This window comes from Streptomyces sp. NPDC004721 (assembly GCF_053601495.1).
Genome location: NZ_JBSGBZ010000001.1, coordinates 56220 through 78830, shown reverse-complemented (window position 1 = coordinate 78830; position 22611 = coordinate 56220). Strand labels below are relative to the sequence as shown.

General features: G+C 70.9%; 18 protein-coding genes and 1 tRNA gene. 10 read left to right on the top strand and 9 right to left on the bottom strand.

What is annotated here, in order from left to right; all coding sequences use genetic code 11:
* Window positions 1–61 precede the first annotated feature (61 nt).
* The 3 genes from ACWEK3_RS00375 to ACWEK3_RS00365 all read right to left on the bottom strand — a co-directional run bounded on the left by ACWEK3_RS00375 (window position 62) and on the right by ACWEK3_RS00365 (window position 3522).
* A complete protein-coding gene (locus tag ACWEK3_RS00375) occupies window positions 62–922 on the bottom strand; it encodes a hypothetical protein (protein ID WP_450540797.1) in 861 nt (286 codons plus the stop codon).
* A 181-nt stretch (window positions 923–1103) separates the two neighbouring features.
* Window positions 1104–2210 carry a metallophosphoesterase gene (locus tag ACWEK3_RS00370; RefSeq protein WP_453248573.1) on the bottom strand — a complete coding sequence of 369 codons (1107 nt, stop codon included), beginning with the start codon at window positions 2208–2210 and terminating at the stop codon, window positions 1104–1106.
* 199 nt (window positions 2211–2409) lie between these two features.
* Window positions 2410–3522 (bottom strand): LacI family DNA-binding transcriptional regulator, encoded by a 1113-nt coding sequence (locus tag ACWEK3_RS00365; RefSeq protein ID WP_450540800.1) that lies wholly within the window; start codon window positions 3520–3522, stop codon window positions 2410–2412.
* A 420-nt stretch (window positions 3523–3942) separates the two neighbouring features.
* Between ACWEK3_RS00365 and hisC the strand changes: the two genes are divergently transcribed.
* The 4 genes from hisC (at window position 3943) to cydD (ending at window position 11416) form a co-directional block, all read left to right on the top strand.
* Entirely contained in the window at window positions 3943–5022 is a 1080-nt protein-coding gene (gene hisC, locus ACWEK3_RS00360) for a histidinol-phosphate transaminase (protein ID WP_450540802.1), read from the top strand.
* 303 nt (window positions 5023–5325) lie between these two features.
* Window positions 5326–6834 (top strand): cytochrome ubiquinol oxidase subunit I, encoded by a 1509-nt coding sequence (locus ACWEK3_RS00355; protein ID WP_453248572.1) that lies wholly within the window; start codon window positions 5326–5328, stop codon window positions 6832–6834.
* A 20-nt stretch (window positions 6835–6854) separates the two neighbouring features.
* The gene (gene cydB, locus ACWEK3_RS00350) at window positions 6855–7859 is read left to right on the top strand and encodes a cytochrome d ubiquinol oxidase subunit II (RefSeq protein WP_453248571.1); all 1005 of its coding nucleotides are present in this window, start codon (window positions 6855–6857) and stop codon (window positions 7857–7859) included.
* Between the two features lie 59 nt (window positions 7860–7918).
* A complete protein-coding gene (cydD, locus tag ACWEK3_RS00345) occupies window positions 7919–11416 on the top strand; it encodes a thiol reductant ABC exporter subunit CydD (RefSeq protein ID WP_453248570.1) in 3498 nt (1165 codons plus the stop codon).
* A gap of 40 nt (window positions 11417–11456) precedes the next feature.
* Here cydD and ACWEK3_RS00340 read toward each other — a convergent pair whose 3' ends face one another.
* The 4 genes from ACWEK3_RS00340 to ACWEK3_RS00325 all read right to left on the bottom strand — a co-directional run bounded on the left by ACWEK3_RS00340 (window position 11457) and on the right by ACWEK3_RS00325 (window position 15872).
* The gene (locus ACWEK3_RS00340; protein ID WP_453248569.1) at window positions 11457–12365 is read right to left on the bottom strand and encodes a Cof-type HAD-IIB family hydrolase; all 909 of its coding nucleotides are present in this window, start codon (window positions 12363–12365) and stop codon (window positions 11457–11459) included.
* A 67-nt stretch (window positions 12366–12432) separates the two neighbouring features.
* Entirely contained in the window at window positions 12433–13335 is a 903-nt protein-coding gene (locus ACWEK3_RS00335; protein ID WP_450540810.1) for an LLM class flavin-dependent oxidoreductase, read from the bottom strand.
* A 79-nt stretch (window positions 13336–13414) separates the two neighbouring features.
* Entirely contained in the window at window positions 13415–13963 is a 549-nt protein-coding gene (locus ACWEK3_RS00330; protein WP_453248568.1) for an RNA 2'-phosphotransferase, read from the bottom strand.
* Between the two features lie 124 nt (window positions 13964–14087).
* The gene (locus tag ACWEK3_RS00325) at window positions 14088–15872 is read right to left on the bottom strand and encodes an SDR family oxidoreductase (protein WP_450540813.1); all 1785 of its coding nucleotides are present in this window, start codon (window positions 15870–15872) and stop codon (window positions 14088–14090) included.
* 246 nt (window positions 15873–16118) lie between these two features.
* On the opposite strand from ACWEK3_RS00325, the gene ACWEK3_RS00320 reads away from it, so the two are divergent.
* From ACWEK3_RS00320 to ACWEK3_RS00295, 6 genes are all read left to right on the top strand, one after another.
* Window positions 16119–17093: an ABC transporter ATP-binding protein gene (locus tag ACWEK3_RS00320; RefSeq protein ID WP_361421178.1), complete on the top strand. Its 975-nt coding sequence runs from the start codon at window positions 16119–16121 to the stop codon at window positions 17091–17093.
* Window positions 17083–17991 (top strand): ABC transporter permease, encoded by a 909-nt coding sequence (locus ACWEK3_RS00315; protein WP_361421111.1) that lies wholly within the window; start codon window positions 17083–17085, stop codon window positions 17989–17991. The genes ACWEK3_RS00320 and ACWEK3_RS00315 overlap by 11 nt, the downstream gene beginning before the upstream one ends.
* Window positions 17988–18899, top strand: a complete 912-nt coding sequence (locus ACWEK3_RS00310) for an ABC transporter ATP-binding protein (RefSeq protein ID WP_365423940.1) — start codon at window positions 17988–17990, stop codon at window positions 18897–18899. The genes ACWEK3_RS00315 and ACWEK3_RS00310 overlap by 4 nt, the downstream gene beginning before the upstream one ends.
* Before the next feature lie 10 nt (window positions 18900–18909).
* Complete coding sequence (locus tag ACWEK3_RS00305; RefSeq protein ID WP_225076401.1) at window positions 18910–19629, top strand: ABC transporter permease subunit; 720 nt, start codon at window positions 18910–18912, stop codon at window positions 19627–19629.
* A 100-nt stretch (window positions 19630–19729) separates the two neighbouring features.
* Window positions 19730–19969: an SGM_3592 family protein gene (locus tag ACWEK3_RS00300; protein WP_450540817.1), complete on the top strand. Its 240-nt coding sequence runs from the start codon at window positions 19730–19732 to the stop codon at window positions 19967–19969.
* 267 nt (window positions 19970–20236) lie between these two features.
* A tRNA-OTHER gene (locus tag ACWEK3_RS00295) sits at window positions 20237–20323 on the top strand.
* 14 nt (window positions 20324–20337) lie between these two features.
* Here ACWEK3_RS00295 and ACWEK3_RS00290 read toward each other — a convergent pair.
* Both ACWEK3_RS00290 and serS read right to left on the bottom strand, forming a co-directional pair.
* Window positions 20338–21150, bottom strand: a complete 813-nt coding sequence (locus ACWEK3_RS00290) for an HAD family hydrolase (protein ID WP_450540818.1) — start codon at window positions 21148–21150, stop codon at window positions 20338–20340.
* On the bottom strand, window positions 21147–22424 hold the full coding sequence (serS, locus tag ACWEK3_RS00285) for a serine--tRNA ligase (RefSeq protein WP_141359911.1): 1278 nt from the start codon (window positions 22422–22424) through the stop codon (window positions 21147–21149). The genes ACWEK3_RS00290 and serS overlap by 4 nt, the downstream gene beginning before the upstream one ends.
* Between the last annotated feature and the right edge of the window lie 187 nt (window positions 22425–22611).

Genomic DNA, 22611 nt, shown 5'->3' with positions numbered 1-22611 from the left:
GGTGCGCGCCGGGCCCTCGGGGGCGAGGTGCCGCCCTCGGCGTGAGAGCGCGGGGCGCTGGTTACTCCGGTTGGTGTTCCGGGCCTCCGTAGTCCGGGCTGCTGAAGTCGGGACTGGAGAAGCGCGGGCGGCGGCTCGGGGCTCCGTCGTCCGGGCTGCTGAAACCTGGTCGGCCGTAGCCGAGTTGCGGCATGCGGCCGGTCGGTGACGCCGGACCCGTATGCCCCGGTGCGGGGGAGCGCGGGTCGGCGAGCGCGTCACGCAGGAACGGCAGGATGCCCCGTTCGAGCAGGGCCTCCTCCCAGGCTTCCCTGGCCTGGGCGACCTCCTCGCCCAGTTCGGCGTAGGCGCCGCTGTCGAGCGAGGGGCGGTTGCGCAGCGCGGTGAGCAGCAGCCCGGCGGCGGCGGCGAGGATCGCGGCCGCGGTCAGGGCACCGAACACCCAGCCCGCGGTGATCATGGACTGGGCGAACGCCTGGGTCGGGTCCAGCATCCTCAGGATGTAGCCGACGAGCAGGAAGAGGGCCGCGGCGGTCCCGGCGAGGACGGGGGCGAGCACCGCGACGACGGCGCCCGCGCCCGCGCCGTGGGCCTCGGTGCCTTCGCCCAAGGTGGCGGCTGGTCGGCCGAGCCCGCCCGGCTCGGCCGAGTCGTCCTCGATGAGGGAGGGCGGGACGGCCGGCGCCGGCCGGCGCAGTTCCTCGCGGACCTTGACGTAGTGGTGGTACTCGGTCGACGCGGCCGCCGTTATGACAGCGGTGGCGCTCAGCGCCATGGTGCGCAGCTGTTCCGAGTTGAGCCGCTGTCCGGCAGCGGTCAGTTCCGGGTGGTGTGGGGCGGAGCGCAGCGCCTCATCGAGGATCCGCTCGTATTCCTGGCGGTCCTCGCTCAGCAGGTGCTGCGGAACGCTGTTCATGTGCATCCCCCGATGCTCCGTAGGGCTTGGGGCTCGCATGGCGGCGAGCCGTCGGGCAGAAACGGAGGGGAGCCTGCTACGGATAAGCCGATGGTAGAGCCGTGACGGCGCGCGGTGACAGGGGGTTTCCACAAATTGGGTGCCGACCTGCGCGGTCGTCTCGACAGGCGGGCTGCCCGGTGAACGGTCAGATGTCGAGGGGCAGTTGCTGGACCAGCAGCTTTCCGGCCATGGTTACGCCGCCGTCCATCGCGATGGCGAGTCCGTCGGCATAGATGTGCGGTCCCTCCACGACCGGACCCGCGGACTCCTCGCCGTCCTCGGAGCCGACTTCGCCCAGCAGATAGGGAATGGGGCTGTGGCCGTGAACGATGCGGGTGCCGCCGTACGTATCGAGCAGGGAGCGCACGGCGTCGGCACCGCCCTCGTCGCGGAAGGAGAAGCGCTTGGTGAACTTGCGGAACAGATCCCAGACTTCGTTCGCGTCGTTGCGGGTGAGCGTCTCGCGGACGGTGTCGTTGACCTCTTCGATCGAGGCACCGTAGTCGAGATAGGAGGTGGTGTCGGAGTGCACGAGCAGGTAGCCGTCGACCGCCTCGACGGCGTCGAGCCGGGCCATCCACTGGAGGTGGTGGTCCCGGAGGCGGTCCATGTCGGACTTCTGGCCGCCGTTGAGCAGCCAGGCCGCCTGGAAGGTCGCGGTGCCCGCGCCGGAGTTGACGGGGGTGTCGCCGAACCGCTTGGCGCCGAGCAGCAGCAGCTCGTGGTTGCCCATGAGGGCCTTGCAGTAGCCGCCGGCCGCGGCCGCCTCCGCGGACAGCCGCATCACGAGGTCGATGACGCCGATGCCGTCCGGGCCGCGGTCGGTGAAGTCGCCGAGGAACCACAGTCGCGCGGTGCCCGCGCACCACTGGCCGGCGGAGTCGACGAGCCCCTTCTCCTGGAGCGCGGCGACCAGCTGATCCAGGTAGCCGTGCACGTCACCGACGACGTAGAGGGGGCCCGGGCCGGTGGCGGACTTCCGGGTCGGCGCGGAGACCGGGTCGACCGCCACCTGAAGCGTGTCATCGCGCTTGATGACCGGCAGGTCGCGCTCGGTGGGCGTGTACGCGGCCGGGTAGCCCTCCTTGGGCGCCGCGGGTGCCGCAGGGGCCTCCTCGGGCGGCCGGACCGTTTCGGCGGGCTGCGTGCCGTGGGCGTACGGACCGGTCTCGTTCACGTACGCGGGAACCCGGAAGTCGCGCAGCGTAGCCGTCCGCTCCACCTCGGGTCCCTGACCGGCCCCCTGAGTCATCGACCCCTCCACCATCGCGCCGCCTGTGCACCGCTTCGGACTGCCTGGTCGCAGCGGCCCGCGGTGTTGTGGGCCCATCATAGGAACGCGGATCGCGCCATGTGATGACCCAGGGGTGGTGAATCGGGACTGGACTCCGGTTCACCGTGGCTTTCGCCCCGATTGGACAGTCTTCGGCAATCCCGCGGCCACCCGTGTCCTAACGGCCCTCCGACGCGCGGGGCGGGCTGACCGTCCTGCGCTGGGTGCGCCGCTGGGACGAGGTCCGCACGATCAGCTCGGTCGGTATGACCTGCTCGACCGGTTGGTCCGACTCGACCCCTTCGATGGCGTCGATGAGGAGCTGGACGACCGCCGTGCCGATCCGGCGCGGCTTCAGGGAGAGCGTGGTGATGGGCGGCTCGGTGCTGGCGTACACCGTGGACTCGCTGCAGCACACCAGCAGCAGGTCGTCGGGGACGCGCAGGCCGTAGCGGCGGGCGGCGGCGAGCAGATCGGTGCCGTTGGGGTCGAACAGTCCGTAGACGGCGTCGGGCCGGTCGGGGCGGGCCAGCAGCCGGTCGGCGGCGACGGCGCCCGCGCACGGGTCGTGGGCGGGGTAGGCCTCGTACACCGGGTCCTGGCCGACGCGCTCGCACCACTGGAGGTAGGCGGTCGTCGACAGGTGGGTGTAGGTGTCCGTCGTGGTACCGGTGAGCAGGCCGATACGACGGGCGCCGGCCTCGGCGAGGTGGTCGAGGATGCCGAGGACGGCGGCTTCGTGGTCGTTGTCGACCCAGGCGGTGACCGGGAGCGCGCCGGCCGGGCGGCCGTCGCTGACCACCGGTAAGCCCTGCCGCACCAGCTCGCTGACGACCGGGTCCTGGTCGGAGGGGTCGATGACGACCGTGCCGTCCAGGGCGACGTTCGACCACACGTCGTGGCGCGAGGTCGCGGGCAGGATGACGAGGGCGTAACCGCGGGCGAGCGCGGCCGAGGTGGCGGCGCGGGCCATCTCGGCGAAGTACGCGAACTCGGTGAAGGTGAAAGGTTCATCCCCGTACGTCGTCACGGTCAGGCCGATGAGGCCCGACTTGCCGGTACGGAGAGTGCGGGCCGCGGCCGAGGGGCGGTACCCCAGCCGGTCGGCGACCTCGCGGACATGGCGCCGGGTGGCGTCGGGGAGGCGCCCCTTGCCGTTGAGGGCGTCGGAGACGGTCGTGATGGATACTCCGGCGGCGGCGGCCACGTCTCTGATGCCCGCCCGGCCCGGCCGGCTCCCTCGGCGTGAGGTTTCCGCGCGGCTCACCTGGTGCTTCCCTGCTGCTGTCATGGCGAGCCGATAGTAGGGCTCTTGCGGTGGGGTAGTGCGGACGCATATGCACGCGTTGACAGGCACGTTTCTGCATGGTCGTTGTGGCCCAAGTGCCTTTGAAACCATGGCAGTTACCCGGTGTCATGTTAGGACGTGACGCGGTGGCACGTATGGGCCTGCCGACCCCTCGATGTCTCGAAGAGGTCTCAACTCACCTTCACGAGGGATGCGCGCCACGGCGCAAGCCACCGGCGCGTAGATATATGTGGACGCGCCCCCCATTTCGTATGCATTCGCATGAAGACGCCGCTGATGTCGGTGTGACGGACGAGGTCGGCCTCGCGCACGAGTGATGGCTTCCGACCCATACGCAGCGGCGCCCAATCCTCATAAGGTGTGCAGTATTGGATGCCGGTGGTGGTCACGAGGAGGACTGCGGTGAGCGAGACAAGCCCGAAGCTGCGTGCCGAGCTGGAGGGTATCCCCACCTACAAGCCGGGGAAGCCCGCTGCGGCCGGCGGTCCGGTGGCGTACAAGCTGTCCTCGAACGAGAACCCCTACCCGCCGCTGCCTGGGGTCATGGAGTCGGTGACGGCGGCAGCCTCCTCCTTCAACCGCTACCCGGACATGGCGTGCACGGCCCTGACCAACGAGCTGGCCGAGCGCTTCGCCGTGCCGGCCTCGCACGTGGCCACGGGCACCGGTTCCGTCGGTGTCGCCCAGCAGCTGATCCAGGCCACCAGCGGCCCCGGTGACGAGGTCATGTACGCCTGGCGGTCCTTCGAGGCGTACCCGATCATCACGCAGATCAGCGGGGCGGCCTCCGTGCGGGTCCCGTTGACGCCGGGCGATGTGCACGATCTGGACGCGATGGCGGACGCGATCACCGAACGCACGCGCCTGGTCTTCGTCTGCAACCCGAACAACCCGACCGGAACGGTGGTGCGGCGGGCCGAGCTGGAACGGTTCCTCGACCGGGTGCCCTCCGATGTGCTGGTGGTCCTGGACGAGGCCTACCGCGAGTTCATCCGCGATGCCGAGGTGCCGGACGGGGTGACGCTCTACCGCGACCGGCCGAACGTCTGCGTGCTGCGTACGTTCTCGAAGGCCTACGGCCTCGCCGGGTTGCGCGTCGGCTTCGCCATCGCCCACGAGCCGGTGGCGGCGGCGCTGCGCAAGACGGCCGTGCCGTTCGGCGTGAGCCAGCTGGCGCAGGAGGCGGCGATCGCCTCGCTGCGCGCCGAGGACGAGCTGCTGGGGCGGGTCGGCTCGCTGGTGTGCGAGCGCACCCGTGTGGTCGACGCGCTGCGCGCCCAGGGCTGGACGGTGCCCGAGACGCATGCCAACTTCGTGTGGCTGCGGCTGGGGGAGCGGACGGTCTCCTTCGCCGGGGCCTGCGAGCGGGCCGGCGTGGTGGTCCGGCCGTTCCCGGGTGAGGGCGTGCGGGTCACCGTCGGGGAGACCGAGGCGAACGACATCTTCCTGAAGACGGCGGAGGCGTTCCGCAAGGAGGCCTGATCCGGTCAGGCGTGATCCGGTCAGGTCTGGGCCGGCAGGTCTGATCCGGTCGGGTCTGGCCCGGCAGGTCTGATCCGGTCACGTCCGAGCCGGCCCTCGGCCGGCCGAGGGCGTCGCGGCATCTCGCGAGGAGGGGGGTCCCCCAGGGCTTGGGGGACCCCCCTTCGCTGTTCGAAAACAGGTGCGCCATAATTGCTTGTGAATGTGAACGCGTTCACAAGCCTGTCCGATTGTTGCCTGTTGTGCAGGGCACATCGGGATGAACCACCGTCGTGATCGCGGTGACGTAAGGAGAGTGACGACGTGAACCTGGCTTTGGCGCCGGAGACACTGGCGCGCTGGCAATTCGGCATCACGACCGTCTACCACTTCCTGTTCGTTCCCCTGACGATCTCGCTGGCCGCCCTGACGGCCGGGCTGCAGACCGCCTGGGTGCGCACGGAGAAGGAGAAGTACCTCAGGGGCACCAAGTTCTGGGGCAAGCTCTTCCTGATCAACATCGCCATGGGCGTGGTCACCGGCATCGTGCAGGAGTTCCAGTTCGGCATGAACTGGTCGGACTACTCGCGCTTCGTCGGTGACATCTTCGGTGCCCCGCTCGCCTTCGAGGCACTGATCGCGTTCTTCTTCGAGTCCACGTTCATCGGACTGTGGATCTTCGGCTGGGACAAGCTGCCCAAGAAGATCCACCTGGCCTGCATGTGGATGGTGTCGCTCGGCACGATTCTGTCGGCGTACTTCATCCTCGCGGCCAACTCGTGGATGCAGCACCCTGTCGGCTACCGGATCAACGAGGTCAAGGGCCGCGCCGAACTCACCGACTTCTGGGCGGTGCTGACCCAGAACACGGCGCTCAGCCAGGCCTTCCACACACTCTCCGCCGCCTTCCTGACCGGTGGCGCCTTCATGGTCGGCATCGCCGCCTATCACCTCGCCCGCAAGAAGCACGTGCGCGAGATGAAGACCTCGCTGCGGCTCGGCCTGGTCACGGTCGTCATCGCCGGCCTGCTCACCGCGGTCAGCGGCGATGTCCTCGGCAAGGTCATGTTCAAGCAGCAGCCGATGAAGATGGCCGCGGCCGAGGCGCTGTGGGACGGACAGGAGCCGGCGCCGTTCTCGGTCTTCGCCTACGGCGATGTGGACAAGGGCCACAACACGGTGGCCGTCGAGATCCCCGGCCTGCTGTCCTTCCTGGCCAACGACGACTTCACCTCCTACGTCCCCGGCATCAATGACGTCAACAAGGCCGAGCAGGAGCAGTTCGGGCCCGGCGACTACCGGCCCAACATCCCCGTCGCCTACTGGGGATTCCGCTGGATGATCGGGTTCGGCATGGCGTCCTTCGCCATCGGCCTCGCGGGACTGTGGCTGACCCGCAAGAAGTTCCTGCTGCCCCGGCATCTGCGGGTCGGCGACGACGAGGTGCCCCATCTGGTGCTGCTGCCGAACAAGGCGCTCGGCCCGCGGCTGACCACCTGGTACTGGCGCATCGCGATCTGGACGCTGGCCTTCCCGCTGATCGCCAACTCCTGGGGCTGGATCTTCACCGAGATGGGCCGCCAGCCGTGGGTCGTCTACGGCGTGCTGCAGACCCGGCACGCGGTCTCCCCCGGTGTCTCCCAGGGCGAGGTCCTCACCTCGATGACCGTCTTCACGCTGCTCTACGCCGTCCTCGCCGTGATCGAGGTCAAGCTGCTGGTGAAGTACGTGAAGGGCGGCCCGCCCGAGCTCACGGAGGCCGACCTCAACCCGCCCACGAAGATCGGCGGCGACGAGCGTGACGCCGACAAGCCGATGGCCTTCTCGTACTAGGCCGAGGGAGCTGCACAGTCATGGAACTGCACGACGTCTGGTTCGTCCTCATCGCCGTCCTGTGGACCGGCTACTTCTTCCTGGAGGGCTTCGACTTCGGGGTCGGCATCCTCACCAAGCTGCTCGCCCGGAACCGGCCCGAGAAGCGGGTGCTGATCAACACCATCGGCCCGGTCTGGGACGGGAACGAGGTCTGGCTGCTCACGGCGGGCGGTGCCACCTTCGCCGCCTTCCCGGAGTGGTACGCCACGCTCTTCTCCGGCTTCTATCTGCCGCTGCTCGTCATCCTGGTCTGCCTGATCGTGCGCGGAGTCGCCTTCGAGTACCGGGCCAAGCGGCCGGAGGAGAACTGGCAGCGCAACTGGGAGAACGCGATCTTCTGGAGCTCGCTGATCCCCGCCTTCCTGTGGGGTGTGGCCTTCGGCAACATCGTGCACGGTGTGAAGATCGACCGGAACCTCGAGTACGTCGGCGGTGTCGGAGACTTGCTCAACCCGTACGCGCTCCTCGGCGGACTGGTCACCCTGACGCTGTTCACCTTTCACGGCACGGTGTTCACGGCCCTGAAGACCGTCGGTGACATTCGCGAGCGGGCGCGGAAGCTGGCTCTGCGCGTGGGTCTGGTGACGGCCGTGGCGGCGTTGGCCTTCCTGCTGTGGACCCAGTCCCACACGGGCAACGGCAGGAGCCTGGTGGCGCTTCTCGTGGCGGTGGTCACCCTGGTGTCCGCGCTCGCGGCGAACCAGGCGGGGCGCGAGGGCTGGGCGTTCGCGCTGTCGGGCGTCACCATCGTGGCCGCCGTGGCGATGTTGTTCCTGTCGCTCTTCCCGAACGTCATGCCGTCCACGCTCGACGCGGACTGGAGCCTGACGGTCACCAACGCCTCGTCCAGCCCGTACACCCTGAAGATCATGACCTGGTGCGCCGGGATCGCCACACCGATCATCCTGCTCTACCAGGGGTGGACCTACTGGGTGTTCCGCAAGCGGATCGGCACGCAGCACATCGCCGAACCCGCGCACTGAGTCCGGTGAGGGTGTGTTTCACGTGAAACACACCCTCTGGGCCGAAGGGCATGTTCTCCATGAAACCGATCGATCCGAGACTTCTGCGTCACGCCGGCGCCACCCGGCTCTTCCTGGTGGCCGTCGTCGGGCTGGGTGCCATCGGGGCATTCCTGGTCATCGCTCAGGCGATGCTCATCGCCGAGGTGGTGGTGGGAGCCTTCCAGCACCGGATGCCGATCGCCGAACTCCGCACTCCCCTGCTGCTGTTGGCCGTCGTCGCCTGCGGCCGTGCGCTGGTCTCCTGGCTGACCGAGCTGGCCGCCCACCGGGCGAGCGCGGCGGTGAAGTCCGAGCTGCGCGGGCGGCTGCTGGAGCGGGCGGCGGCGCTCGGCCCCGGCTGGCTGAGCGGGCAGCGCACGGGCTCGCTCGTAGCCCTGGCGACGCGCGGTGTCGACGCCCTGGACGACTACTTCTCGCGCTATCTGCCGCAGTTGGGGCTGGCCGTGGCCGTCCCGGTGGTGGTGCTCGCTCGGATCGTGACGGAGGACTGGGTCTCGGCGGCCATCATCGTCGCCACCCTGCCTCTCATCCCCGTCTTCATGATGTTGATCGGCTGGGCCACGCAGTCCCGCATGGACCGCCAGTGGCGGCTGCTGTCCCAGCTGTCGGGGCACTTCCTGGACGTCGTCGCGGGACTGCCGACCTTGAAGGTGTTCGGCAGGGCCAAGGCACAGGCGGAGTCGATCCGGCGCATCACCGGGGAGTACCGGCGGGCGACCATGCGCACGCTGCGGATCGCCTTCCTGTCCTCCTTCGCCCTGGAGCTGCTTGCCACGCTGTCGGTGGCGCTGGTCGCCGTGACGATCGGCATGCGGCTCGTGAGCGGCGACATGGACCTCTACATCGGGCTGGTCATCCTCGTGCTCGCGCCCGAGGCCTACCTCCCGCTGCGTCAGGTGGGCGCGCAGTATCACGCGGCGGCTGAAGGACTGGCGGCCGCCGAGGAGATCTTCGCGGTGCTGGAGACCCCCGTGCCGGAGTCCGGCACCGGGATCGTGCCCGCCGGGGCCCTGACCTTCGAGGACGTGAGCGTCCGCTATCCCGGTCGGTCCACGGACGCGGTGACGGATGTGTCCTTCTCGGTGCGGCAGGGGGAGACGGTCGCGCTCGTCGGGCCGAGCGGTGCGGGCAAGTCGACGCTGCTGAACGTCCTGCTGGGGTTCGTGAAGCCCAGCGCGGGCCGGGTGCGCGTCGCGGAAGCCGATCTCGCCGACGTCGACCTGGAGCAGTGGCGCGCGCGCATCGCCTGGGTGCCGCAGCGGCCGCACCTGTACGCGGGAACGATCGCCGAGAACGTACGGCTGGCGCGGCCCGACGCGGATGACGCCGCCGTACGCGGGGCGCTGGCCGACGCCGGTGCGCTGGAGTTCGTGGACGCGCTGCCGGAGAGACTGGACACCCTGCTCGGAGAGGACGGGGCCGGGCTCTCCGCCGGGCAGCGGCAGCGGCTCGCGCTCGCCCGGGCCTTCCTCGCCGACCGGCCCGTCCTGCTGCTCGACGAGCCGACGGCGGCCCTGGACGGAGCGACCGAGGCGGAGGTCGTGGACGCGGTGCGGCGGCTGTCCGCGGGCCGGACGGTGCTCCTGGTGGTGCACCGGCCCGCACTGCTGGACGTGGCGGACCGGGTCGTGCGTCTCGACGGGACGGAGTCCCCCGGGCCGGCGCCGGCCGTGGCCCGCACCGCCGAGGCACGCCCCGCGGGAACGGCCGAACCCGGACCGGCTTCGGCTCCGGTCGAACCCGGGACCGAGGCCACCACCGTCGCGCGCGGCGTCCTCGCCCGGGTGCGGGCGATGTCCGGTCCCCGGCGCGGCCGACTCGCCCTCGCCCTGCTGCTCGGCAGTCTGGCGCTCGGCAGCGCGGTCGGGCTGATGGCGACCTCCGGGTGGCTCATCTCGCGGGCGTCCCAGCAGCCGCCCGTGCTCTACCTGATGGTGGCCGTCACGGCGACCAGGGCCTTCGGCATCGGGCGTGCGGTATTCCGGTACGCGGAGCGGCTGGTCTCGCACGACGCGTTGCTGCGGATGCTCGCCGACACACGGGTGGCCGTCTACCGGAGGCTGGAGCGGCTGGCGCCCGCCGGGCTGCGCCGGATGCGCCGCGGCGATCTGCTGACGCGGCTCGTCGCCGACGTGGACGCGCTCCAGGACTACTGGCTGCGCTGGCTGCTGCCCGCCGGCGCGGCCCTGACCGTGTCCGCCGCCTCCGTCGCCTTCACGGCCTGGCTGCTGCCGGAGGCCGGAGCGGTGCTCGCGGCCGGCCTGCTCGCGGCCGGGGCCGGCGTCCCGCTGGTCACCGGGGCCGTGGCCCGGCGTGCCGAGCACCGGCTCGCCCCCGCGCGCGGCGCCCTCGCCATCCGCGTGACCGAGCTGCTTACCGGAACCGCCGAACTGGCCGTCGCGGGCGCCCTGCCCACCCGCATCACCGAGACCCGGCGGGCCGACCGGCTGCTCACCCGGATTGCCTCGCGCGCCGCCGCCGCCACCGCCCTCGGCGACGGGCTCACCGCGCTGATCTCCGGACTGACCGTCGTGGCGACCGCCCTCGTCGGCGCCCAGGCGGTCACCGACGGACGGCTCGGCGGCGTGACCATGGCCGTCGTCGTCCTCACCCCGCTGGCCGCCTTCGAAGCCGTCCTCGGCATGCCGCTCGCCGTGCGCTACCGGCACCGGGTGCGCCGCAGCGCGGAGCGGGTGTACGAGGTCCTGGACGCCCCCGAGCCCGTCCGTGAACCGGAGCGGTCCCGGCAGGCGCCCGCCTCGCCGTTCCCGCTCGCCGTCAGGAACCTGACGGCGCGATACGCGGGGCAGGACCGGGCGGCGCTCGCCGGACTCGACCTGACGCTCCAGGAGGGCCGCAGGGTCGCCGTGGTCGGGCCGTCCGGCTCGGGCAAGACGACGCTCGCCCAGGTGCTGCTCCGCTTCCTCGACGCGGAGACGGGCACGTACATCCTCGGCGGCGTCGACGCCCACGCTGTGGACGGCGACGACGTACGGCGGCTGGTCGGGCTGTGCGCCCAGGACGCGCATCTCTTCGACAGCTCGGTCCGCGAGAACCTGCTGCTCGCGAAGAAGGACGCGACCGAGGCCGAACTGAGCGACGCCCTCGCGCGGGCCCGGCTGCTCGGCTGGGTGGACGCCCTGCCCGACGGGCTCGACACGCTCGTCGGCGAGCACGGTGCCCGGCTGTCGGGCGGACAGCGTCAGCGACTGGCCCTGGCCCGCGCGTTGCTCGCCGACTTCCCGGTGCTGGTGCTCGACGAACCCGCCGAACACCTCGACCTGGCGACCGCCGACGCGCTCACCGGAGATCTGCTGGCCGCCACCGAGGGCCGTACGACGCTGCTCATCACCCACCGCCTGGCCGGGCTGGCGGCCGTGGACGAGGTGATCGTTCTCGACGAGGGGCGCGTCGTCCAGCGGGGACCGTACGCCGAGCTGGCCGCGCTGCCGGGACCGCTGCGTCGGATGGCCGAACGCGAAGCGCAGACGGAGCTGCTGGTGGGCGCGCGATAGCGAGCCGTTCGCGGGCCGCCCCCGGTGGGCGGTCCGCCCGCTACGGACGCTCCCCCAGCAGCCGCTCGATGACGACCGCGACCCCGTCCTCGTTGTTGGCGACCGTCCGTCCGGACGCCGCGGCGACCGCGGCGGGGTGCGCGTTGCCCATGGCGTAGGACCGGCCGGCCCAGGTGAGCATCTCGACGTCGTTCGGCATGTCGCCGAAGGCGACGACCTCCTCCTGCGAGATGCCGCGCTCGGCACAGCACAGGGCCAGAGTGCTCGCCTTGGAGACGTTCGGACCGCTGATCTCCAGCAGGGCGCTGGGGCTGGACCGGGTGATGGTGACGTGCTCGCCGGCGGCGAGGCGGGCGACGGTGAGGAAGGCGTCGGGATCCAGGGTGGGGTGGTAGGCGAGGATCTTCAGGATCGGCTGGCCGGCTCCGGCTCCGTCCGGCGCCAGCAGTTCCTCGGCCGGCGCGAGGACGTCTGCAATCTCCATGTGCAGCTTCGGATAGACCGGCTCCTGATGGAAACCGTAGGTCTGCTCGACCGCGTACACCGTGCCCGGTGCCGCCTCGCGCACCAGCCGCACGGCGTCCAGCGCGGTCTCCCGGGCCAGCTCCCGCACCTTCACGAAGCGGTGGGCGCCGGAATCGCCGTGCAGGTCGACCACGGCGGCGCCGTTGCCGCAGATCGCCAGACCGTGGCCGTGCACATGGTCGCTGACCACGTCCATCCAGCGGGCCGGGCGGCCGGTGACGAAGAAGACCTCGATGCCCGCCTCCTCGGCCGCCGCCAGGGCGGCGATCGTGCGCGGGGAGAGCGACTTGTCGTCGCGCAGCAGGGTGCCGTCGAGATCGGTGGCGATCAGCCGAGGCGGAACGCCGGGGGTGCCCCCCGGCTCGAACGAGGTCGAGAGCTGGGGTGAGGCCGGGATCTCGGGCCGTCGAGTCGCTGAGGTCACCGCGTCATTGTCGTCTATATGTCCGCACGATCGTGCGAGAGTTCGCACATTTGAGGGGTTGTGTCGGTCACGTCAGTTGGGAGGGGGCTTCCATGGCGATCCGCTCGAAGACCTTCTGGTCCGCGGCGAAGTCCGAGTCGGGGATCGGCCAGTGGATCACGATCTCGGTGAAACCCAGCTCCTGGTGGCGGCCCGCGAAGTCGACGAACGCGTCGAGGGACTCGAGCGGACGACCGCGGTCGGGGGTGAATCCGGTGAGCAGGACCTTGTCGAGCGCGGAGGCGTCACGGCCCGCCGCGGCACACGCGTCCGCGAGCTTCTCGGACTGGGCGCGAATGGCTTGAACGGACTGCTCCGGCGTGCCGGTCTCGTACAGCTTCGGGTCACCCGTGGTCACCCAGGCCTGCCCGTACCGTGCGGCGAGCCGCAGTCCGCGCGGCCCGGTCGCGGCCACGGCGAAGGGTAGCCGGGGCCGCTGCACACACCCGGGGATGTTGCGCGCCTCGTGCGCCGAGTAGAAGTCGCCCTCGTAGGACACCGTGTCCTCGGTCAGCAGCCGGTCGAGCAGCGGAACGAACTCGGCGAAGCGGTCGGCCCGCTCCCGCGGCGTCCATGGCTCCTGACCCAGCGCGGTGGCGTCGAAGCCGGTGCCGCCCGCACCGATGCCGAGGGTGATCCGGCCCCCGGAGATGTCGTCGAGGGAGATCAGCTCCTTGGCGAGGGTGACCGGATGCCGGAAGTTCGGCGAGGTCACCAGGGTTCCCAGCCGCATCCGATCCGTCACGGCCGCGGCGGCGGTCAGCGTCGGCACAGCCCCGAACCACGGGCCGTCCCGGAAGCTGCGCCAGGACAGGTGGTCGTAGGTGTAGGCGGCGTGGAAGCCGAGCTGTTCGGCACGTGTCCATGCCGAACGGCCGCCCTCATGCCAGCGGCGGTAGGGAAGGATCACGGTGCTCAGACGCAGACTCATGGCCCCGAGCCTAAACACCCGTGGCTGTTTCACGTGAAACAGCCACCGCAGGGGGTCGGCGGCCATGGACTGAAGTGGATCAACGGGCCTCGGAAAACCGCAGGTACCGGGGCGGCACGGACTGCGTCAGCCACACACCGTTGGCGCTGACATGGAAGACATGGCCGTCGCGGTGCATGGCGGCCGCGTCCACCGCGAGGACGACCGGGCGACCGCGGCGGGCGCCGACCCGGGTCGCGGTCTCACGGTCGGGCGAGAGGTGCACGTCATGCCGGTTCATCGGCCGCAGCCCGTCGCTGCGGATCGCCTCCAGGTTGCGGGCCACGGTCCCGTGGTAGAGGTACGGCGGCGGTGTCGCGGCCGGCAATCCGAGGTCGACCCCGATGCTGTGGCCCTGACTGGCGCGGATACGGCTGCCCTCGACCGCGAAGCGCCGTTTGTCGTTGGTGGCGACCACGTGGTCCAGTTCCTCGCGGCTGAACCGGAAGCCGTGCGCGGCCGCCGCCGCGATCAGCGCGTCGATCTCGACCCAGCCGCCTTCGTCGAGCGTGAGCCCGATCCTCTCGGGCTGGTGGCGAAGGTGCTTGGCGAGGTATTTCGACACCTTCACGGTGCGTCTTTCGTCCATGCCACCAGCCTGCCGGGAGAGACGCGGATCACGCAGGTCAATTCCGCCCGGGAGGTTTGATCCACAGCCAAGTGATGTTGTCCACAGGCAAGAGGCGCGAAGCTGTGGACAACTGGTCTCCGATTCAGGGGTGTTGGCCCGGATCCGCGGCACCCAGCGGCGGCTTCGCCCGTGCGAGCCGACGCCGCGCCCGCGGGGTGAAGCGGGACATCGCGCGGAGGAGATGGGCCTCCGGCGTCACCGGTACCACCGCCTCGTCGCGCACGACCGCGCGCAGGATCGCGTCGGCCACCTTCTCCGGCGGGTAGCCGCGCAGCCCGTACAGGCGGGCCGCGCGCCGCCGCCGGCGCTTCTCCTCCTCCGCGTCGACGCCCGCGAAGTGCGCCGTGGACGTGATGGCGGTGTCGACGAAGCCGGGACAGACCGCCGTGACGCCGATCCCCTGCCCGGCCAGCTCCGCGCGCAGGCACTCGCTCAGCATCAGCACCGCCGCCTTGGAGGTGCTGTAGGCGGGCAGGGCCTTCGAGGGCTGGTACGCCGCCGCGGACGCGGTGTTGACGATGTGGCCGCCCTGTCCCCGCTCGGCCATCCGCTTCCCGAACAGCCGGCAGCCGTGGATCACTCCCCAGAGATTGACGTCGAGGACCTTCCTCCAGTCCTCGGGGGTGTGGTCGAAGAACGAGCCGGACAGGCCGATGCCCGCGTTGTTCACCAGGACGTCCACCACGCCGTACTCGGCGTCGACCTTCTCGGCCAGCTTCTTCATGGCCTGCTCGTCGGAGACGTCCACCGCCTCGGCCCAGGCGGCCGGGGCCCCGAGCTGCCGGGACTGCTCGGCGGTGCGGGCCGCGGCCTCGGCGTTCCGGTCGACGGCCACCACTCGCGCACCGGCCCCGGCGAAGGCGTACGCCGTGGCCCGTCCGATGCCGCTGCCGGCGCCGGTGACCAGCACGAGTTGCCCGGCGAAGCGGTCGGCGTACCTCCCGGTGGCGGCCGGCCGCGGCCGCCCGTCCTCGGTGGCCGTGACGAACTGGGTGATCCAGGCTGCCAGCTGGTCGGGCCGGGTGCGCGGGATCCAGTGCCCGGCGGAAAGCGTGCGGCGCACCAGGCCGGGGGCCCACTGCTCCAGGTCGTCGTACAGGCTCTCCGAGAGGAAGGCGTCGTCGAGGGGGGTGATGAGCTGCACCGGCGCGTGCGCGTGGGCGTCCGCCCGTGGTCTGCGCAGCCGGGCCCGCACGTTGTCCCGGTACAGCCAGGCGCCGTGCGCCGCGTCCCGGGGCAGCGACGGGGTCGGGTAGTCGTCGCCGGGGACCTTCTCGACACGCCTCAGAATGCCCGGCCAGCGCTTGCCGAGCGGGCCGCGCCAGGCCATCTCGGGCAGCTTGGGCGTGTGCAGCAGGTACACGTACCAGGACTTGGCGCCCTGGCCGAGGAGCTGGCCCACCCGGCGCGGGGTGGGGCGCCTGACGCGCCCGGCGATCCAGTGGCCGAAGTGGTCGAGGGACGGCCCGGACACCGACGTGAAGGAGGCGATCCGGCCCTCGGTGCGCCGGACGCTGACGAACTCCCAGGACTGCACCGAGCCCCAGTCGTGCCCCACCAGGTGCACCGGCCTGCCGGGGCTCACCGCGTCCGCGACCGCCAGGAAGTCGTCGGTCAGCTTGTCGAGGGTGAAGCCCCCGCGCAGGGGTCGCGGCGCGGTGGAGCGGCCGTGGCCTCGGACGTCGTAGATCACGACGTGGAAGCGGCCGGCGAGGCGCTCGGCGACCTCCGACCAGACCTCCTTGCTGTCCGGATAGCCGTGCACCAGGACGACCGTGGGCCGCTGTGCGTCGCCCAGTTCGGCCACGCACAGCTCGACCCCGCCCGTGCGCACCCGGCGCTCCCGCGCGCCCTTCAGCGTCGTCACTTCTCCTCCGTTCTCCTCCACCGAGGTCGGACACGGCTGCCGAACGTGCCTGTGCTGTGACGCTGGCGACTGTGGCAGTTGTTAGACCAGCCGTCAACAGTGCGATCCGGATGCCGGAACTCCGCAGGCCGCCCGGCCCCAGGGGTCCGACCCCTAAGGTCCCCGTAATACTCGAGGCGGACTCCAAGACGGCTCTGGGGTCTGACGACCGGCGTGGTCCGGATCACTACTGTCGAAGACGTGACTGTGATCGCGACCGAAAGCCTGAGCAAGCGGTTCCCACGGGTGACCGCGCTTGACCGGCTCTCCGTGGACGTCGGACCGGGTGTGACCGGACTCGTCGGCGCCAACGGAGCCGGCAAGTCCACACTCATCAAGATCCTGCTGGGTCTGTCCCCCGCCACCGAGGGCAGCGCCGAGGTGCTCGGCCTCGACGTCGCCACCGAGGGCGCCGCCATCCGTGAGCGCGTCGGCTACATGCCGGAGCACGACTGCCTGCCGCCCGACGTCTCGGCCACCGAGTTCGTCGTCCACATGGCGCGCATGTCCGGTCTGCCCCCGACCGCCGCCCGCGAGCGCACCGCGGACACCCTGCGCCACGTCGGCCTGTACGAGGAGCGCTACCGACCCATCGGCGGCTACTCCACCGGTATGAAGCAGCGCGTGAAGCTCGCCCAGGCCCTGGTGCACGATCCGCAGCTGGTCTTCCTCGACGAGCCGACCAACGGCCTCGACCCGGTCGGCCGCGACGACATGCTCGGCCTGATCCGCCGCATTCACACCGACTTCGGCATCTCCGTGCTGGTCACGTCCCACCTGCTGGGCGAACTGGAGCGCACCTGCGACCACGTCGTCGTCATCGACGGCGGCAAGCTCCTGCGCTCCAGCTCCACCACCGATTTCACCCAGACCACGACCACCCTCGCCATCGAGGTCACCGACAGCGACGAGCACCCGGACGGCACCCGCGCGGTGCGCGACGCGCTCCACGCGCGCGGGGTGGAGACCCAGGACGGCACCGGCCTGCCGGGCGCGGGACACGTCCTGCTGCTCACCGCCCAGGGCGAGGAGACGTACGACCTGGTGCGGGACGTGATCGCGGACCTCGGCCTCGGCCTGGTGCGCATGGAGCAGCGGCGGCACCACATCTCGGAGGTCTTCCGGGACAGCGACGAACAGCGCGAGACACAGGGGAAGGAGGCGGTCGGCCATGGCGGTTGAACCCACCGCGGCAGCGCCCAAGGGTGACCAGACCCGCATCCACAACATCGGCTACCGCAGCTACGACGGCCCCCGCCTCGGCCGCGCCTACGCCCGCCGCTCGCTGTACTCGCAGTCCCTGCGCGGCGCCTACGGCCTCGGCCGCTCGGTGAAGTCCAAGGTGCTGCCGATGCTGCTGTTCGTCGTGATGTGCGTGCCCGCGGCCATCATTGTCGCCGTCGCGGTCGCCACCAAGGCCAAGGGCCTGCCCATCGAGTACACGCGCTATGCCATCATCATGCAGGGCGTCATCAGCCTGTACATCGCCTCGCAGGCACCCCAGTCCGTCTCGCGCGACCTGCGCTTCAAGACCGTGCCGCTGTACTTCTCACGGCCCATCGAGACCGCCGACTACGTGCGCGCCAAGTACGCGGCGCTGGCCTCCGCGCTGTTCATCCTGACCGCCGCCCCGCTGCTCGTGCTCTACGTGGGCGCGCTGCTGGCCAAGATGGACTTCGCCGACCAGACCAAGGGATTCGCCCAGGGAGTCGTCTCCGTGGCACTGCTCTCACTGCTCTTCGCCGGCATCGGCCTCGTCATCGCCGCCGTCACCCCGCGCCGCGGCTTCGGCATCGCCGCCGTGATCGCGGTACTGGTCATCTCCTACGGCGCCGTCTCCACCCTCCAGGCCATCGCGGAGGCCCGGAACAACTCCGGCGCCATCCCCTGGATCGGCCTGTTCTCACCGGTCACCCTTGTCGACGGCGTGCAGACCGCCTTCCTGGGCGCGACCTCCTCGGCTCCCGGCGCCGCCGGCCCGGGCAGTGGACAGGGCGTCGTCTACGTCCTCGTCGTCCTGGGCCTCATCGCCGCCGCATACGGCCTCCTGCTGCGCCGCTACAAGAAGGTGGGACTGTGACGACCCTCAGCATCGACCACGTCTCCCGCTGGTTCGGCAACGTGGTCGCCGTCAACGACATCACCATGACGATCGGCCCCGGCGTCACCGGCCTGCTCGGCCCCAACGGCGCCGGGAAGTCCACGCTGATCAACATGATGGCCGGCTTCCTCGCCCCCTCCACCGGCACGGTCACCCTCGACGGGCAGCCGGTGTGGCGCAACGAGAAGATCTACCGGCACATCGGCATCGTTCCCGAGCGGGAGGCGATGTACGACTTCCTCACCGGCCGCGAGTTCGTCGTCGCCAACGCCGAACTGCACGGCCTGGGCGCCAAGGCCGCCCAGAAGGCGCTCGCCACCGTCGAGATGGAGTACGCGCAGGACCGGAAGATCTCCACCTACTCCAAGGGCATGCGCCAGCGCGTCAAGATGGCCTCCGCCCTGGTCCACGACCCCTCGCTGCTCCTGCTCGACGAGCCGTTCAACGGCATGGACCCGCGCCAGCGCATGCAGCTGATGGACCTGCTGCGGCGCATGGGCGACGAGGGCCGCACCGTGCTGTTCTCCTCCCACATCCTGGAGGAGGTCGAACAGCTCGCCTGGCACATCGAGGTCGTCGTCGCCGGACGGCACGCCGCCAGCGGCGACTTCCGCAGGATCCGCCGCCTGATGACCGACCGGCCACACCGCTACCTGGTGCGCTCCAGCGACGACCGTGCCCTGGCGGCCGCGCTGATCGCCGACCCGTCGACGTCCGGCATCGAGGTCGACCTCGCCGAGGGCGCGCTGCGCATCCAGGCCGTCGACTTCGGCCGGTTCACGACCCTGCTGCCGCGGGTGGCCCGGGACCACGGCATCCGGCTGCACACGGTCTCGCCCTCCGACGAGTCCCTCGAGTCCGTCTTCTCGTACCTGGTCGCGGCGTAGGAGGCCCAAGATGTACGACCCCACAGTCGCCCGGCTCACCTACCGGGCCCTGCTCGGCCGCCGTCGGGCCCTCATCCTCGGCGCGCTGCCGCTGCTGCTCATCGTGATCGCCGCGGCCGTCCGCGCCCTCGCCGGAGCCGACGACCAGACCGCGGTGAACGTCCTGGGCGGGTTCGCGCTCGCCACCATGGTGCCGATCATCGGCGTCATCGCCGGCACCGGAGCGATCGGGCCGGAGATCGACGACGGCTCGGTGGTGTACCTGCTGTCCAAGCCGCTCAAGCGGTCGACGATCATCTTCACCAAGCTGATCGTGGCGATCGCGGTGACCATGGTCTTCTCCGCGGTGCCGACCCTGGTCGCCGGGCTGATCCTCAACGGCAACGGGCAGCAGATCGCCGTCGCCTACACCGTGGCCGCGCTGGTCGCCTCCATCGCCTACGCGGCCCTCTTCCTTCTGCTGGGCACGGTCTCCCGGCACGCGGTGGTCTTCGGGCTCGTCTACGCGCTGGTCTGGGAGGCGCTGTTCGGCTCCCTGGTGCCCGGGGCGCGCACGCTGAGCATCCAGCAGTGGGCGCTGGCCGTGGCGCACAAGGTCGCCGGCGGGGACATGGTCACCTCCGACGTCGGGCTGCCGACGGCGACGGTGCTGCTGGTGGTGGTGACCGTCCTGGCCACCTGGTACGCCGGGCAGAAACTGCGGTCGCTGACCCTCGCCGGCGAGGAGTGAGGCATCCGATCGAGGCCGGGCGGTCCTGCCCGGCCTTGACGGAGGCTTCACCTTCACCCGGGCACACTGGGCAAAGCGGATGAAGCGGCAGGAGGGCGTGATGGCGGGCGAAGTGCCGGAGAGCGAGGGCCGGGGGATGACCGGGGACACGTGGGACGACGTCGTCCTGGACGCCGACTTCATACGCGCCGCCGGGACCGCCGAGCCGTCCGGCCGGTCACGGATGCTCGCCGCGCGCTGGCGCCGCGAGGAGCCCGAGCCCCAGCCGTGGCGCTCCGACGAACCGCCCGCCGGATGGTTCTTCAGCAAGGCCCGCCGACGTCGGTGGCGGCGGCGGTGAAGGGGCCTGGGGCGCCCGGTAATTCGGTGGCACCGGAGCCGTCGTAGCGGCACAGTGGTGGTGTTCACCGCGCCGGACCGAATCGGCGCCACGTTCTGGGAGAGGAGCTGGGCGATGTCGATGCACGGCAGTACGCCGAGCTCCCGTCAGGGCAGCCCGCGGCGGGCTCCGGAGTAACTAGCGGCTCCGTCGAGCCCGCCTCGCACGGGGAGCTGCCCGGGGCGGCCGCTTCGAGCACGCGAATCCCTTCGCGTGGGCCGCCCACCCGGAGGATTGGCCGAGTGGCAAGGCACCGGCTTGGTTCAAGCCGCGGTCGGGGTCGCCCCCGCGCACGTTCGATCCGTGCATCCTCCGCAGAGACCGAGGGCTCAGCCCACCAGCTTCTCCAGCAGCACCGCGATGCCGTCCTCGTCGTTCGAGGCCGTCACCTCGTCGGCGACCGCCTTCAGTTCCTCGTGGGCGTTGGCCATCGCCACGCCGTGGGACGCCCAGGAGAACATCGGGACGTCGTTGGGCATGTCGCCGAAGGCGATGGCGTCCGCCGCCTTCAGACCCAGCCGCCGCGCGGCCAGCGAGAGCCCCGTCGCCTTCGACAGGCCCAGCGGCAGCAGCTCGACGATGCCCTCGCCGGCCATGGTCACCGAGACGAAACCGCCGGCGGTCCGGCGGGCCACGTCGGCCAGTTCGTCGTCCGTGAGGTCCGGGTGCTGGACGTAGATCTTGTTGAGGGGCGCGCTCCACAGATCCGCGACGTCCGTGAACGGCGTCGCCGGAAGCGGGCCCGCGACCGCGTAGCCGGGACCGACCAGCACCTCGCCGTCCAGGCCGTCGCGGCTGGCCGCCAGGTACAGCGGACCGACCTCCGCCTCGATCTTGGCCAGGGCCACCGCCGCCAGTTGCCGGTCCAGGGTCACCGAGGTCAGCAGGCGGTGCTCCCCGGCGTCGTACACCTGGGCGCCCTGGCCGCAGACCGCGAGGCCCCGGTAGCCGAGGTCGTCGAGGACGTGCCGGGTCCAGGGCACCGCGCGGCCGGTGACGACGAGGTGCGCGGCACCCGCCGCGGTGGCCGCGGCGAGCGCCTCACGGGTGCGCTGGGAGACCGACCCGTCGGAGCGCAGGAGCGTCCCGTCGAGGTCGGTCGCGATCAGCGTGTAGGGGAACGGCCCGGCGGCGGGTCTCACTTGGCCACCGGTTCCAGGACCTCCCGGCCGCCGAGGTAGGGACGCAGCACTTCCGGCACCCGCACGGAGCCGTCGGCCTGCTGGTGGTTCTCCAGGATCGCGACGATCGTGCGCGGGACGGCGCACAGCGTGCCGTTGAGCGTCGCCAAGGGGCGGACCGCCTTGCCGTCACGGAAGCGGATCTGGAGCCGGCGGGACTGGAACTCGGTGCAGTCCGAGGTCGAGGTCAGCTCGCGGTACTTGTCCTGGGTCGGGACCCACGCCTCGCAGTCGAACTTGCGCGAGGCCGAGGCGCCCAGATCGCCCGAGGCGACGTCGATCACGCGGAACGGCAGCTCCAGCGAGGTCAGCCACTGCTTCTCCCACTCCAGCAGCCGGCGGTGCTCCTCCTGCGACTCCTCGGGGGTGACGTAGGAGAACATCTCGACCTTGTCGAACTGGTGGACGCGGAAGATGCCCTTGGTGTCCTTGCCGTGCGAGCCGGCCTCGCGGCGGAAGCACGGCGAGAACCCGGCGTACCGCAGCGGCAGGCGGTCGGCGTCGATGATCTCGTCCATGTGGTACGCCGCCAGCGGCACCTCGGAGGTGCCGACCAGGTACAGGTCGTCCTTGTCGAGGTGGTAGACGTCCTGGGCCGCCTGGCCGAGGAAGCCCGTGCCCGCCATCGACTGGGGGCGGACCAGCGCGGGGGTCAGCATCGGCGTGAAGCCGGCCGCGGTGGCCTGGGCGATCGCCGCGTTCACCAGCGCCAGCTCCAGCAGGGCGCCGACACCGGTGAGGAAGTAGAAGCGCGAGCCGGAGACCTTCGCGCCGCGCTCCACGTCGATCGCGCCGAGGAGCTGGCCGAGCTCCAGGTGGTCCTTGGGCTCGAAGCCCTCGGCGGCGAAGTCGCGGATCGTGCCGTGCGTCTCCAGCGTGACGAAGTCCTCCTCGCCGCCGACGGGCACGTCGGGGTGGATGAGGTTGCCGAGCCGGAGGAGGAGCTCCTGGGTCTCGGCGTCGGCCGCGTCGCGCTCGGCGTCGGCGGTCTTGACGTCGGCGGCGAGCCCGCTCGCACGCTTCAGCAGCTCGGCCTTCTCGTCACCGGAGGCCTTGGGGATGAGCTTGCCCAGAGCCTTCTGCTCGGCGCGCAGCTCGTCGAAGCGGACGCCGGACGACCTGCGCCGCTCGTCGGCAGACAGGAGGGCGTCGACGAGCGCGACGTCCTCTCCACGGGCACGCTGCGAGGCGCGCACACGGTCGGGGTCCTCACGGAGCAGACGAAGGTCAATCACGCGGTCAAGGCTACCGGTGCGACGTTCCACCCCACGACCCAGTATTCCGAACCACGCCTTACGTACCGCTATGGGGGAAATGCTTCCGGTGTCAATGGGAGAGACCCCGCCTCCCTGGAACGAGGCAGGCGGCAGGTGCCGGGTTGACCTGATTCCCTTGTGCGGAAGGGGACTTGAGGTCGGGTTG

Coding starts and splice junctions, on each gene's coding strand:
- ACWEK3_RS00375 (WP_450540797.1), bottom strand. CDS start 922: ATGCACATGAACAGCGTTCCGCAGCACCTGCTGAGCGAGGACCGCCAG.
- ACWEK3_RS00370 (WP_453248573.1), bottom strand. CDS start 2,210: ATGACTCAGGGGGCCGGTCAGGGACCCGAGGTGGAGCGGACGGCTACG.
- ACWEK3_RS00365 (WP_450540800.1), bottom strand. CDS start 3,522: ATGACAGCAGCAGGGAAGCACCAGGTGAGCCGCGCGGAAACCTCACGC.
- cydB (WP_453248571.1), top strand. CDS start 6,855: ATGGAACTGCACGACGTCTGGTTCGTCCTCATCGCCGTCCTGTGGACC.
- cydD (WP_453248570.1), top strand. CDS start 7,919: ATGAAACCGATCGATCCGAGACTTCTGCGTCACGCCGGCGCCACCCGG.
- ACWEK3_RS00335 (WP_450540810.1), bottom strand. CDS start 13,335: ATGAGTCTGCGTCTGAGCACCGTGATCCTTCCCTACCGCCGCTGGCAT.
- ACWEK3_RS00330 (WP_453248568.1), bottom strand. CDS start 13,963: ATGGACGAAAGACGCACCGTGAAGGTGTCGAAATACCTCGCCAAGCAC.
- ACWEK3_RS00315 (WP_361421111.1), top strand. CDS start 17,083: ATGGCGGTTGAACCCACCGCGGCAGCGCCCAAGGGTGACCAGACCCGC.
- ACWEK3_RS00305 (WP_225076401.1), top strand. CDS start 18,910: ATGTACGACCCCACAGTCGCCCGGCTCACCTACCGGGCCCTGCTCGGC.
- ACWEK3_RS00300 (WP_450540817.1), top strand. CDS start 19,730: ATGGCGGGCGAAGTGCCGGAGAGCGAGGGCCGGGGGATGACCGGGGAC.